Genomic DNA, 13,911 nt, shown 5'->3' with positions numbered 1-13,911 from the left:
GGGCAAAGCTCCAACTGTGGGAGCTTTGCCCGAGTCCGGTCTTAGTCTTCTTCGCTGCCTTCGGCACGCCAGTAGCCGACGGCCTTGAGGAATTCCTCGTTGACCTTGTGCGTATCCAACAACACGCGCCGCACCTGGCGCGACAGTTTGGTTTCCGTCGCCACGAAGCTGTACAGCGAACCACTCGGCAGCGTCAGCTTGCGCACGGTTTGCACCAGGTCATCCTGGCCACGAATCACCCAGATCACCTCTACATCGGCCGCGCTGTTCAGCGTCTGCTTTTCCGCCGCATCGGCAATCTCAATCACCGCCAGCACCGTGCGCCCGGCCGGCAATTCGTCCAGGCGTCGCGCAATCGCGGGCAGGGCGGTTTCGTCGCCGATCAGCAGATAGCTGTCGAAGATGTCCGGCACGATCATCGAGCCCCGTGGCCCGCCGATGTACAGGTATTGGCCGACCTGCGCCTGATCGGCCCAGGTCGAAGCGGGGCCGTCGCCGTGCAGCACGAAGTCGATGTCCAACTCGCCCAGGCTCAGGTCGAAACGGCGCGGCGTGTAGTCGCGCATGGCCGGTTGCGGGCCGTCGCCCTTGATGTTGAAACTCGGGCTCTCCAGCGCGGCCTGTTCGGCGGCGTTCTGTGGGAACAACAGCTTGATATGGTCGTCGCTGCCCAGGCTGACAAACCCTGCCAGCTCAGGCCCGCCCAGGGTGATGCGGCGCATGCGCGGGGTGATGTCGACCACCCGCAGCACCTGCAGGCGACGGCGTTTGATTTCGTGGCTAACGCGGTGGATTACTTGAGTCTTCATGGGTCTTTCCCGTCGGCAATGGTTTGAGCGGTGCGATTGAGCAGCGCTGCGACACGAACGATTTTTTGCGGGCTCCAGCGCCACTGCAGGCTCGCTAGAGAAGAGACGACCGGCGTCGGTGATTGTGTAGCGTTTTTTTCCAGGAACGTCAGCGTCGGGTCGATCATGCCGGGGGGGTAGGCGCCGTCGATCTGGCGAATCAGGTTATCACGGACTTTTCCAATGGTCGGCACTGATGAACTGCGCCAAGGGCAGGATTACTTTGCCACTGCCGACATCAGCAACTTGCGAATTTCCCCGGTAATTGCACTTTTGGTGCCTTGCTCCAAGATCCCCACTCGGCGCACCGCCAAGTCTCCCGGCAATGGCAGTACCCGCAGGCTTGGGTCTTTGTGCCAGTCGAAATTTTTCAGCAGCGGCACGATGGCCACTCCGACTTGCTGGCGTACCAGGTCGGCGATGCCGATGATGGAGTTCAGTTCGAGGATTTCCAACGGTTCGACCGATTCACTCTTGATGATCGACTGCACTTTGCGGCCTACGGCAGTGGAACGGTCATAGCGAATGAACGGCTGGGTCCTGAGCAATTCCACTGCGTCGTTGATGCCGGCGGTTTGCGCAGCATTGGCGAGCATGACGATGGGCTCGTTGTAGAGCAGGGTCCAGCTCAATCCATCGAAGTTCTGCCGTGCCGTCTCGATCAGTAAGGCCGCGTCAAGCTTGGCGGCGTGTACCAGATTGACCACTTCGTCGGAGCGGGCGGTCATCAGGTTGACCGATATGCGAGGGTGCAGCTTTTTCAGTTGCACCAGGCAATTGGCGAGCAGGCCCATGCCGGAAGTAATGCCGCCGATGGACACTTCACCCTCCATGGCCATGCCATCGGGGGCCTCGGCAATCATTTGCTCGTAGTCCGCCAACAGGCGCTTGGCCTTGGGCAGCAACAACACGCCATCGCGGCTCAGCTTGATCTGCCGCTGGCTACGGTCGAACAGTGGTCGGCGCATCTCTTCTTCGAGGGCTCGCATTTGCTGGCCGACAGCGGCGTTGGTAAGGGCCACACGGTCGGCGGCGGCGGCAAAACTGCCGTATTCGGCGACGGCGATAAACGTCTTGAAGAAACGAATGTTGCTCATGGAGAGGCCCGTGCTCATGGATGCGATTGCATCGTAAAGGTTTTGTTTACCCTGGATAAAGTTAAATTAGTTTTTCTTTTTATAGCACTCTGCCAATACTCAAGTCCGAACTGACTCGGCGAACTTTCCAAATGAGCAATCCAGATATCAGCCCTGAATACGCAGCATTGCGTGCGGCAAAAAACGTGTATCACCTCGGTGCAACCACGGTGTACTCCCACCATGAGGACAGCCGGTTTGCCTACACCCTCTACGTGCCTGAAGCCATCGAGGACACCACCCGGCCGGTAGATCTGGTGGTCTCGCTGCACGGCTCCACCCGTGCGATGGAGGTTTACCGCAATGGCTTCGCGGAGTTTGGCCGCTGGAACGATTGTGTGATCCTGTCGCCGCTGTTCCCGGTCGGTGTGCTGGGCGACGGCAATGGTGATGGCTACAAGCAGATGGTCGAGGGCGATATCCGTTACGACCAAGTACTACTCGACATGATCGCCAGTGTTGGCAAACGCTACGGTCGCAGCTTCGATACCTTTGCACTGTTCGGCTATTCCGGTGGTGGGCAATTCACCCATCGCTTCTGCTATCTGCACCCCGAAAAACTCTGGGCGGCGTCCATCGGCGCGCCCGGTTCGGTGACCCTGCTCGATGCCGATCAGGACTGGTGGGTCGGTGTGCGGGACTTTGCCACGCGCTTTGGCAAACCGTTGAACCTGCCAGCCTTGCAGCGATTGCCCGTGCATATGGTGGTGGGGGATTCAGACCTCGAAACCTGGGAAATCACCCACCGTGAAGGCGGCAAACACTTCATGGCCGGGGCCAACGCTGCCGGGCGTACGCGACCGGAACGCCTGGCTACCTTGAAGGCCAGCTTCGAGGCCGCCGGTGTGCAGGTGCACTTTGACCTGCTGCCCAACGTCGCGCACCAGGGCATCAAGGCGATGCCGGCTGCCCAGGATTTTTTCGCCAAGGTGTTGCGCCACAAGCGCAGCCTGGGCTGATACACCGCAGGTGATGCACTCAGAACAGACCGTATAAAAATAACCAAGGATTCACTCATTCTGATGCCGGTCCTGCCTTGGCTCCCGCCACTGACCGGAACATTCCTTCAAGGAGTCTTTCTCCCGTGAATAGTTACGTAAAGACGGCATTGGCCGTCGTAATGTCGGCGTGCACCTTTTCCATAGCCGTTGCACAGGACAAGGTCATCAGCGTTGGGCTCAACGGTGATATCCGTAGCACCGACCCAGGCGTCAACCGCGATGACAACACCGACGCGGTGATGATGCATATCGTCGAAGGGTTGGTGGCGTACCGTGAAGACACCAGCATCGCCCCGATGCTGGCGAGCGCGGTTGACGTTTCGGCGGATGGCCTGCGCTACACCTTTACCCTGCGTGACGGCGTGCACTTCCACAACGGCCAGCTATTGACGGCCAAGGATGTGCAATGGACTTGGCAGCGCTACCTGGCCCCCAAGACTCAGTGGCGTTGCCTGGCAGAGTTCGATGGGCGCGGTGCGGCCAAGATCGTTGATATCGCCAGCCCCGACCCGAAGACCGTGGTATTCACCCTGGATCAGGCCAATGGCTTGTTCCTGGCTGCCATGGCGCGCCCGGATTGTGCGGGCAGCGGCATCCTGCATCCAGACTCCCTGGCCGCGGATGGCAGTTGGCGCGCACCGATTGGCACAGGGCCGTTCACGCTGGGCAGATGGCAGAAGGGCCAATACGTCGAACTGGATCGCTTCAAGCAATACACCCCGCGTGCCGAAGACAAGGCGGACGGTTACACCGGCAACAAGCAGGCGTTTGTCGACACCGTGCGGTTCGAGGTCATCCCCGATTCGGCCTCGGCCAAGGCGGCGCTGCTGTCGGGTGGCGTGGACCTGCTGCCCGACGTGACCGCAATGGATGCCGCGCAACTCAAGCAGGTCAAGAACCTGCAGATCCAGGTCAGCCCGATCATGACCATCAGCGGGCTGTTGTTCCAGACTCGCGACCCGTTGCTCAAGGACGTGCGCATCCGCCGTGCAGTGGCATTGTCCCTGGATTACGCGCAGATGGTTGCGGCGTTGTCCGATGGTTTGTCGGTGGTCAACAATTCAATCATTCCCACGGCGAGTCCGTACTACGACGCCACCGCACACAAGGGTTATACCTATAACCTCGACGAGGCCCGGCGCCTGTTGAAGGAAGCCGGCTACGGCGGTGAAAAGATCCGAATGCTGGTCAACAAGCGCTATCCGCAGATGTTTGACATGGGTTTGCTCAGCCAGGCCATGACCCAAGCGGCAGGGTTGAACATCGAGATGGAAACCCTGGAGTGGGGCACGCAGTTGGAGCGTTACCAGACGGGTAGCTACCAGATGATGTCGTTCTCCTATTCGGGACGTTTCGATGCGGCGCAAAGCTACGAATCGGTGATCGGCGACAAGGACAAGGAGCCGCGCAAGGTCTGGGACAACCCCGAAGCCCTGGCCATATTGCGCGAGGCCCAGCGTGAAGTTGACCCAGCCAAACGCCGGTCATTGTTCGACAGGCTGCACACGCTGATGCTCAAGGATGTGCCCATGGTGGTTATCTACAACGGCACTGCCATCGGCGCCATGGGCAAACGCGTCGAAGGGTATCGTTCCTGGCCTGTTGCCAAGCCGCGCCTGTGGGGCGTGACGCTGCTCGACACTTCCAAGTAAGGCGTAGCGCTATGTTTCGATTCATATTGCATAGGCTCGGCATGGCGGTGCCGACCCTGTTGCTGATCTCGGTGATTGTGTTTGCCTTGATCCGTCTGATCCCCGGCGACCCGGCGCTACTGATGCTGGGCGACATGGCCGACCCGCAAAGTCTTGCCGATATGCGCAGCAGCCTGGGGCTTGATCACTCGGTGGTGACCCAGTACCTGATCTGGATTAAATCGGTACTCAGTGGCGACCTCGGTGTATCCATCAGCAGCCGCCAGCCGGTGCTGGAGTTGCTGCTCGAGCGCTTCAGCGTGAGTGCGACCGTGGTGCTGGTGGCGGTATTGCTGGCGACTGTGCTCGCAGTCCCGGTGGGCTTGCTCGCCGCCTGGAAGCAAAACAGTGCGATGGACCTGGGCCTGGTGGCCACGGCAACGTTGTTGCTGTCGGTACCCAGCTTCTGGTTGGGGTTGTTGCTGCTGTATGTCTTCGGCATTCAATTGGGCTGGTTGCCGGTGATCGGGTACGTCGGCTTTGCCACTGACCCGATGAAAGCGCTGACCTATGTGGTGCTGCCGATCGTCACCCTGACGCTGGTGGAATTCGGGGCCATTGCCCGGATGGCACGGGCCAGCACCATTGAGGTGCTGCGCCTGGAGTACATCGCCCATGCCAGGGCCAAGGGGTTGTCGGAAGGTGCGGTGCTGTGCAGGCACGCCTTGCGCAACGCGTTTGCGCCGACCTGGACCCTGATTGGCCTGATCCTTGGCAACTTGCTCGGCGGCATTGCGGTGCTGGAAACGGTGTTCACCCTGCCAGGTATCGGCCGGTTGATGGTCGATGCGATTTTCTCCCGCGACTACCCGGTGTTGCAGGGTTGCCTGCTGCTGGTCACCTGTATCTACGTGTTGGTCAACCTGCTGGTGGATCTGCTGTATCCGCTGTTCGATCCAAGGGTGAAGCTATGAACCTCAAGACTCCTGCCTTGCCCCCCGTGGCGGCGATCACGCCTCGGCGGCGCCGGCGTTACCCGCCGCTGAACGCCCTGATCGGCGGCAGCCTGCTCGCGGCACTGGTGTTGCTGGCATTGCTCGGCGTGGTGTGGACACCTTACGACCCGCTCAAATTGGACCTGCTCTCACGCCTGCACGCACCGAGCGCCTTGCATTGGCTGGGCACCGACGAATTTGGCCGCGATGTGTTCAGCCGGCTGATCATTGGTGCGCGTACCAGCCTGTGGATCAGCCTGCTCTCGGTCAGCGTGGCGGTGATCTGCGGCACGCTGATCGGCATGCTCGCCGGTTACCTGCGCGGCTGGACCGACCGGCTGCTGATGATGCTCAACGATGCGTTGCTGGCGTTCCCCGGCATCCTTATGGCCCTGGGCATCATGGCCATTGTCGGCGCCAGCCAGTACGGCATCGTGCTCGCCCTGGGTATCGCCTACACCCCTTCGGTGGTGCGGGTGGTACGTGGCAGCGTGCTGTCGCTGCGTGAGTTGGAGTTCATCGAGGCTTCGCGGGTGATCGGCAACTCCGAGCTGTACACCATGTTCCGTCACATCACCCCCAACTGTCTGGCGCCGCTGTGTGTGTTGGCCACCAGCATGTTTGGCTGGGCGTTGCTCTCGGAGAGTGCGCTGAGTTTCCTCGGCCTTGGGGTTCCACCGCCGGCCGCGACCTGGGGCAGCATGCTCTCGGCGAGCCGCACTTATATCTCGACGGCGCCTTGGCTGGGGATCTTCCCGGGCATCTTTATCAGCCTGACGCTGCTGGCTATCAATCTGTTCGGCGATGCCTTGCGTGATCGTCTCGACCCGCGCATGAGGAAATGAGCATGAGCGTTCCAGTGCCTTTACTGGCCGTTGAAAATCTACAGATTCGCGTCGGCGTGGACGGTCCGCTGGCCGTTGATGACTTCAGCTTCACCATGGCCCCCGGCGAAATCGTCGCACTGGTGGGCGAGTCGGGCAGCGGCAAGACCATGGCCGCGCGAGCTGCCATTGGCTTGCTGCCAGCACCGATGCAGGTGTGCGGTGGGCGCATCATCTTCCAGGGGCAGGCGCTGGACAGCAGCAATGCCAAGGCCATGCGTGAAGTGCGGGGGGCACGCATCGGCATGGTGTTCCAGGAACCGATGGTCTCGCTCAACCCCGCGCTGACCATCGGCCGGCAGATGAGCGAGGCACTCAAACTGCATACCACGCTGGATGCGGCGACGATCCATGAGCGCTGCATCGCCATGCTGCAACGCATCGGCATCAAGGACGCCGAAAAGTGCCTGGCATCCTATCCGCACCAGTTCTCCGGTGGCATGCGTCAACGGATCATGCTGGCCTCGGTGATGCTGCTGCGCCCGGCACTGCTGATTGCCGACGAACCCACCACGGCCCTGGATTGCCTGGCGCAACTGGACGTGATCGAGTTGATGCTGGAACTGACCCGCGAGCAGGGCACCGCGATTCTGTTTATCAGTCACGACCTGTCCCTGGTAGCGCGTTACGCCCATAAAGTCGTGGTGATGCGCTCGGGCAAGGCAGTAGAGCAGGGCCGTATCGAAGACATCCTCTTTGCCCCCAAGGCCGAATACACCCGGCAACTGCTCGAAGCGCTGCCACGGCGCGGGGAACTGGTGCCAGTGCCGGCGGCCGACAGCGCGTTGTTGCAGGTCCGCGATGTGTGTATCGAACACCCGGGGCCGCGCAGTTTCTGGGGGCGCAGCGTGCCCAAGCGCGTGGTGCACTCGGTGAACCTGAGTATCGCGCCGGGCGAGACCCTGGCCCTGGTGGGTGGCAGCGGTTCGGGCAAGACCACCCTCGGGCGCGCGGTCGTCGGGTTGGTCAACCCGTGTGCCGGGGCGATCCTGTTCCAGGGAGTGGACATCCTCAAAGCCGCCAACCGGGCACATCGCCTGCAATGCCAGATGATCTTCCAGGACCCGTATTCGTCCCTCGACCCGCGCATGACCGTCGGGCAGATCCTCGCCGAACCGCTGCGCCATGAACCAGCCCTGACGGCCGCGCAAAAGCGTCAGCGGGTCACCGACACCCTGGTTGACGTGGGCTTGCCCGAACAGTTTCGCGAGCGCTTCGCCCATCAACTCTCCGGTGGCCAGCGCCAGCGCGTGGCGATTGGCCGGGCGTTGGTGCGCCGGCCCAAACTGGTGATTGCCGACGAGCCGATCTCGGCACTGGACATGACCATCCAGAAGCAGATCCTCGAACTGTTCGAGCGCTTGCAGCGCCAATACGGCTTTGCCTGCCTGTTCATTTCCCACGATCTCTCGGCGGTGGAGCGCATCGCCCACCGTGTAGCGGTGATGAACCAGGGCGAAGTGGTCGAAATGGGCCCGCGTGACACGATTTTCGACGCCCCACAACACCCTTACACCCGTCGGCTACTCGCCGCGGCCAGCCCCTTGGAGAAACGTGCGGACGGCAGTTACCGCCTCCGTGCCAGTGTGATTTAGGTACTGCTGCACCCCAGGCCACGGCATTGAACCCCAACCCTTCGCAAATCGACGATTTGCGAAGCGGGCGAAGCCATGGCTGAAGAAAACAAAAACAACCCCATTCAACCTGTCTGCCAGGAACCTACACATGAATAACCGCATCAACAAAGTTGTCGCCAGTGCCAGCGTCATGGGCGCCGGTTTCATGCCCTTGTTTGCCCAGGCCGACTTCGTCGCCGACAGCAAAGCGGCGCTGGAGTTGAAGAACTACTACTTCAACCGCGACTACCGCGAGTCCAGCGGGCAGAACAAGCGAGCCGAGTGGGCGCAGGGTTTTATCCTCAAGCTCGAGTCGGGCTTTACCGACGGTACCGTGGGCTTTGGCCTGGACGCTGTGGGTATGTTGGGCATCAAGCTCGATTCCAGCCCTGACAACTCCGGTACCGGGCTGCTGGCACGCTCCAGCACGGCCGAGCCAGGCTCCCCCAGCTACGCCCGCCGAGCCCATGACAACTACTCAAAGCTGGGCCTCACCGGCAAGGCGCGCCTGGGCAAAAGCGAGTTGCGCGTGGGTTACATGGTGCCTGACCTGCCGACGCTGCAGCCGAACCTGAGCCGCCTGTTCCCGCAGAGCTTCAGCGGTACTGCACTGACCTCCAAGGACATCGACAAGCTGACACTGACCGCCGGCCAACTGGACCAGGTCAAGCAGCGCGACTCAACCCATTACGAAGATATGGGGCTTACCAGCCAGTACGGCGCTTACAAAAGCAGCGCGAAAAGCGATGAATTTCGCTACGCCGGTGGCGAGTATGCACTCACGCCAACGACCGTCGTGACCTACCAGTTCGCGCAACTGGAAAGCCTGTACCAACAGCATTACCTGGGCTTGAAAAACAGCTTCAAGTGGGGCCCGGGCACGTTCAAGACCGATGTCCGCTACTTCAGCGCCAGTGAAGACGCTGCGGCCCTGGCCGGCAAGGTGGATAACCGGGCGTTGAGCACGCGCATCGGCTATGGCCTCTACGGCCACAACCTCAGCGGCGGCTACCAGGAACAGTACGGTTCGACGCCGTTCACCTATGTGGACGGTACCAACACCTACCTGTTCACCGAATATCAACTGGCCAACTTCTCCCAGACCGGCGAGCGCGTGTGGCATGCCCGCTATGACTATGACTTCGCCTCGCTGGGCATTCCGGGCCTGCTGTTCTCGACGCGGTATGCCAAGGGCGACAACGCCAAGGTCATTGGCTTTAACGGCGAAGGACGCGAATGGGAGAGGGACGTGAGCCTCGGCTATGTGGTGCAGAGCGGCACGTTCAAGGATGTCTCGCTGCGTTGGCAGAACGCCAGCGCCACGAGCAACTTCGCCCGTGACACCAACGAAAACAGAGTGATCCTGGGCTACACCGTGGCGCTCTGGTAGCGGGAATGGCGTGCAACAGGCACAGCCTGTTGCACGCCCAAGCAGTGGACATGAGGGGATAGATCAGATGACGAGTTTGCCGTTGCGGCGGGCACCGCCCAGTCAACAACGCGTATCGGCGCGTGGCGTAAGTGATTTCATCGAAGCGGTGAACGCTGCGGACCTGGAGTTGCACAGCTTCATGCTGTACCGCGATGGCGCGGTGGTAGCTGAAGCGTTTTGGGCGCCTTATTGCGCCACACGCCTGCACGTCCAGCATTCGGCGACCAAAAGCTGGGTGTCCATGGCCGTCGGGCTGCTGGTGGATGACGGCGCGCTGTCGTTGGACGCCAAGGTGGTGGATTTTTTTGCCGCCGATTGCCCGGCATCCATCAGCGCCAACCTGGCGGCCATGACCGTGCGGGATTTGCTGACAATGCGCACCGGCCATCGCCAGGGCATCTCGGGTGGCGCCTGGCGTGGGCGCAGTGACAGTTGGGTGCGGTTGTTCCTCAACGAGCCGGTCGAAGACCCGCCAGGGCACCGGTTTATCTATAGCAGTGCGTCGAGCTTCATGCTCTCGGCGATTGTCAGCGTGGTCAGCGGCCAGACGGCGTTCGAGCTGTGCAACGCACGTATTTTCCAACCCATGGGCATGGGCCCCATCGAGTGGGACCTGGCACCTGGCGGTTTCAACACCGGGGGCAATGGCCTCAGTTGCCGCACCGAAGACTTGCTCAAGTTCGGCGTATTGCACTTGCAGCACGGCCATTGGCAGGGGCAGCAATTGTTGTCCCGGGAATGGGTGGCCCAAGCGACCCGTGGGCACGTCGATGATGTATGGATGGGCGCCTTCGATGGCAAACGCTACCTGAGCCGCGACGAGTCCAGCGACGCCTCTGTCACGCGCCGCGAAGGCTACGGCTTCCAGTGGTGGATGACCCTGCACGGTGGGTATTACGCCTCCGGCGTGTTTGGCCAGCAGTGCATTGTGTTACCTCGCCATAACACGGTGATTGCGTTTACCGCGGGGCTTGCCCTGGGCGAGCGGCGCTTGCACAGCTTGCTCTGGGAGCATCTTTTGCCCGCGCTGGACGTACCCAGCGAAGGCTCGTTGGATGCCGGGCTGGCGGCGCTGCTGGCGCGTCAACAGCGGCCGGTCATGTCTGGCGCCGCGAGCTCGCCGCGCCAGGCTCAATTCAGCGGTACGTTCGTCATGCAGGCCAACGAAGACCAGGTCAGCCAAGTGCGCCTGGAGTTCGGGCCCGAGCATTGTGACTTTTACCTCACCGACCCCCGTGGCACCCATTGCATCCGTGCCGGGCTGAGCGCCGGCATCGAAACCCAGACCAGCATGACCGGCCACTATCTGCATCACCAATACCAGCCGCAACTCACCCCGGTGGTGGCGCAGGCGCGCTGGACCGAAGACGGGGTGTTGAGCATGACCTGGCAGTTTGTCGAGACGGCGTTTTGTGATCGGGTCACCTGCCGTCTCGAACACGGCACCTTGTACGTGGACCGCAGCGTCAACGTAAACGCAGGCCCATTGCAGCGCCCGACGCTGACCGGCCATCCAACCATCGCTTTGCAGGAGTCGCCATGACCGATCTTTCCAACCCTTCAGTTTCCGCGCGGGGCGCGTTCTGGGCGCCATTTACGCCGATGCGCCAGTTCCAGCAACAACCGATGATGTTCGCCAGCGCCGAGGGTATGCACTACACCACCACCGATGGGCGCCGCGTACTCGACGCAATGGCGGGGCTATGGTGCGTGAATGCCGGGCATGGCCAGCCGAAAATCGTCGAAGCCATTCGCGAAGCGGCGGGGCGCCTGGACTTTGTCTCGTCGTTCAAGATGAGCCACCCCCAGGCCCTGGAAATGGCCGAGCGATTGATCGACGTCAGCCCCGCTGGTATGGAGCAGGTGTTCTTCACCAACTCCGGCTCTGAAGCGGTGGATACCGCGCTGAAGATCGCGCGGGCGTATCACCAGGCGCGTGGTGATTGCCGCCGTACCAAGTTTATCGGGCGTGCCAAGGGCTACCATGGCATGGGCTTCGGTGGGCTGTCGGTATCCGGTATCGGCCGCCAGAAACGTGACTTTGGCCCACTGCTGGGGGAGGTCTCGCACCTGCCATTGCCGTATGACGCGGGCATGCGTTTCAGCGTCGGGCAGCCGCAGCAGGGCGCCAGTTACGCTGATGCGCTGACACAACTGCTGGACATCCAGGACCCGAGCACCGTGGCCGCGGTGATTGTCGAGCCGGTGACCGGCTCCGGTGGGGTTTATCCGCCGCCCCAAGGCTACCTGCAACGCTTGCGCGAGATTTGCACACGGCACGGCGTGCTGTTGATTTTCGACGAGGTCATCACGGGCTTTGGCCGCGTCGGCGCTCCCTTTGCCGCGCAAGCCTTCGGCGTACTGCCGGACCTGATCACCACCGCCAAGGGCCTGACCAACGGCGCCGTGCCCATGGGCGGCGTGCTGGTCAGTGGCGCGGTGTATGAAGCGTTCATGGCCGGGCCGCAGAATGTCATCGAACTGATGCACGGCTACACCTATTCAGCCCATCCACTGGCGTGTGCGGCCGGGTTGGCCACCCTCGAGGTGCATCGTGAACTGGGCATCAACCAGCACGTCAGCGCGGTGAGTGGGCTGTGGCAGTCCACCGCACTCGCGCTGCAGGGCATCGGCCCGGTGCTGGACGTACGCGCGATCGGTTTGCTCTGCGCGGTCGAACTCGAGCCGCGCCCTGGTTTCCCCGGTGCGCGTGGCAGCGAGGTTGCGCAGTGGTGCTTCGACAACGGCGTGCTGGTACGCGGCTCGGGCGACACCATTGTGATTTCGCCGCCGCTGGTGATCAGCCCGCAGGAGATCGCCCAGGTGTTCGACACCCTGGCCAGTGCCCTGAAACACGTCGCCTGAAGGGAGTCCAAGGTATGTCGGATCTGTTTGAGTTCTACATTGACGGTGCCTGGGTCAAGCCTCACGGCACGGCCATTGAGCCCGTGGTAAATCCGTCCACCGAGCAGGTGGTTGCGCGCATCAGCCTTGGCGACAGCCACGATGTGGACCGCGCAGTCGGCGCGGCCAGGCAAGCGTTTGCCGGGTTCGCAGCAAGTTCGCTTGAGGCGCGTGTCGACCTGCTGCAACGCATTATCCAGGCCTACAAACTCCACAGCGAAGCGCTGGTCGAAGCGGTTCACCTGGAAATGGGCGCGCCGCTGTCCCTGGCCCGCAGTGCGCATGTGCCGGCCGGCCTGGGCCATCTGGTGCAGGCGCTGGAAGTGCTACGCGATTATCGCTTCGAACGCCGCGTGGGCCAGACGCTAGTGGTGCGTGAGCCTATCGGCGTGTGCGCCCTGATCACCCCCTGGAACTGGCCACTCAATCAACTCACCTGCAAGCTCGCACCCGCCCTGGCGGTGGGCTGCACCGTCGTACTCAAGCCAAGTGAGTGTGCGCCGTTGTCGGCCCATATCGTCGCGCAAATCCTGCATGAGGCCGGGGTGCCGAAGGGGGTGTTCAACCTGGTCAACGGTAGTGGGCCGGTGGTTGGCGCTGCGCTGGCCAGCCATGCCGAGGTGGATATGGTGTCGTTTACCGGCTCGACCCGCGCCGGCATCGCAGTGGCCAAGGCGGCGGCCGATACCGTCAAGCGTGTGTCCCAGGAGCTGGGCGGCAAATCCGCGAATATTCTGCTCGACGACGCCTATCTGCCTAGCGCGGTGCGTCACGGGTTACAGGCGTGCATCCGTAACAGTGGCCAGTCGTGCAATGCGCCGACGCGCCTGCTAGTACCGCGCGCGCAGCAACAGGCCGTGATTGATATCGTCCAGGAAGTGCTGGCGCAGGTGTGTTTCGACGACAGCCAGCCGACCTGCGCCATCGGCCCTGTGGCGAACGCCCTGCAATTTGAGCGGGTTCAGGCCATGATCGTTGAGGCCATCGGCGAGGGTTCGCGATTGATCGCCGGAGGGCTGGGACGACCACGGGGGATTGAACGCGGGTACTACGTGCAACCTACGGTATTTGCCGACGTCACCCCGGACATGCTCGTGGCGCGTGAAGAAATCTTCGGCCCGGTCCTGGCGATCATGCCGTACGACAGCGAAGCCGAGGCGATTGCCATCGCGAACGACAGCCCTTATGGCTTGTCAGGTTACGTCACTTCGACCAGCCTCGAACGCAGCCGCAGGGTTGCGCGGCAACTGCGCACCGGCATGGTCCATCTCAATGGCGCCCGGGCCGACCAGGCCGCGCCGTTTGGCGGCTACAAGCAGTCGGGTAATGGCCGGGAATGGGGTGAGTGGGGGTTTGAAGAATACCTGGAGAGCAAGTCGTTGTTTGGGTATTAACGGCTTGAGCGACAGGCGACGGGGCGGTATTTGTGTAGTGCGAGTCGCAGTGCGAGCGCGAGTAGGGTCT

Annotated in this window: 11 protein-coding genes and 1 pseudogene; 9 read left to right on the top strand and 3 right to left on the bottom strand. The window is 62.0% G+C overall.

Annotated features, from left to right (window positions below):
• Positions 1-41: 41 nt before the first annotated feature.
• From IB241_RS05545 to IB241_RS05535, 3 genes and pseudogenes are all read right to left on the bottom strand, one after another.
• Entirely contained in the window at positions 42-809 is a 768-nt protein-coding gene (locus IB241_RS05545) for a siderophore-interacting protein (protein ID WP_192297394.1), read from the bottom strand.
• A pseudogene (locus IB241_RS05540) lies at positions 806-1,015 on the bottom strand (PadR family transcriptional regulator); the annotation flags it as partial. The gene IB241_RS05545 and the pseudogene IB241_RS05540, both read right to left, overlap by 4 nt.
• A gap of 51 nt (positions 1,016-1,066) precedes the next feature.
• Positions 1,067-1,945, bottom strand: coding sequence for a LysR family transcriptional regulator (locus IB241_RS05535; RefSeq protein WP_192297392.1), 879 nt, complete (start codon positions 1,943-1,945; stop codon positions 1,067-1,069).
• A 131-nt stretch (positions 1,946-2,076) separates the two neighbouring features.
• Between IB241_RS05535 and IB241_RS05530 the strand changes: the two genes are divergently transcribed.
• The 9 genes from IB241_RS05530 (at position 2,077) to IB241_RS05490 (ending at position 13,841) form a co-directional block, all read left to right on the top strand.
• The gene (locus tag IB241_RS05530; protein WP_192297390.1) at positions 2,077-2,943 is read left to right on the top strand and encodes an alpha/beta hydrolase; all 867 of its coding nucleotides are present in this window, start codon (positions 2,077-2,079) and stop codon (positions 2,941-2,943) included.
• A gap of 125 nt (positions 2,944-3,068) precedes the next feature.
• A complete protein-coding gene (locus tag IB241_RS05525; RefSeq protein ID WP_192297388.1) occupies positions 3,069-4,637 on the top strand; it encodes an ABC transporter substrate-binding protein in 1,569 nt (522 codons plus the stop codon).
• 11 nt (positions 4,638-4,648) lie between these two features.
• On the top strand, positions 4,649-5,590 hold the full coding sequence (locus tag IB241_RS05520; protein ID WP_192297386.1) for an ABC transporter permease: 942 nt from the start codon (positions 4,649-4,651) through the stop codon (positions 5,588-5,590).
• The gene (locus IB241_RS05515; RefSeq protein WP_192297384.1) at positions 5,587-6,456 is read left to right on the top strand and encodes an ABC transporter permease; all 870 of its coding nucleotides are present in this window, start codon (positions 5,587-5,589) and stop codon (positions 6,454-6,456) included. The genes IB241_RS05520 and IB241_RS05515 overlap by 4 nt, the downstream gene beginning before the upstream one ends.
• Positions 6,457-6,458: 2 nt before the next feature.
• Positions 6,459-8,090, top strand: coding sequence for an ABC transporter ATP-binding protein (locus IB241_RS05510; protein ID WP_192297383.1), 1,632 nt, complete (start codon positions 6,459-6,461; stop codon positions 8,088-8,090).
• Between the two features lie 130 nt (positions 8,091-8,220).
• The gene (locus tag IB241_RS05505; RefSeq protein WP_192297381.1) at positions 8,221-9,501 is read left to right on the top strand and encodes an OprD family porin; all 1,281 of its coding nucleotides are present in this window, start codon (positions 8,221-8,223) and stop codon (positions 9,499-9,501) included.
• 67 nt (positions 9,502-9,568) lie between these two features.
• On the top strand, positions 9,569-11,086 hold the full coding sequence (locus IB241_RS05500) for a serine hydrolase domain-containing protein (RefSeq protein ID WP_192297379.1): 1,518 nt from the start codon (positions 9,569-9,571) through the stop codon (positions 11,084-11,086).
• Positions 11,083-12,408 carry an aminotransferase class III-fold pyridoxal phosphate-dependent enzyme gene (locus IB241_RS05495; RefSeq protein ID WP_192297377.1) on the top strand — a complete coding sequence of 442 codons (1,326 nt, stop codon included), beginning with the start codon at positions 11,083-11,085 and terminating at the stop codon, positions 12,406-12,408. Before IB241_RS05500 ends, IB241_RS05495 begins: the two co-directional genes overlap by 4 nt.
• Before the next feature lie 14 nt (positions 12,409-12,422).
• The gene (locus tag IB241_RS05490; protein ID WP_192297375.1) at positions 12,423-13,841 is read left to right on the top strand and encodes an aldehyde dehydrogenase family protein; all 1,419 of its coding nucleotides are present in this window, start codon (positions 12,423-12,425) and stop codon (positions 13,839-13,841) included.
• The last annotated feature ends 70 nt before the right edge of the window (positions 13,842-13,911 follow it).

Source organism: Pseudomonas sp. PDM05 (genome assembly GCF_014851685.1).
Lineage (GTDB): Bacteria > Pseudomonadota > Gammaproteobacteria > Pseudomonadales > Pseudomonadaceae > Aquipseudomonas.
Note: the sequence above shows the minus strand (reverse complement) of the source record. Positions and strands in the feature narration are given on the sequence as shown.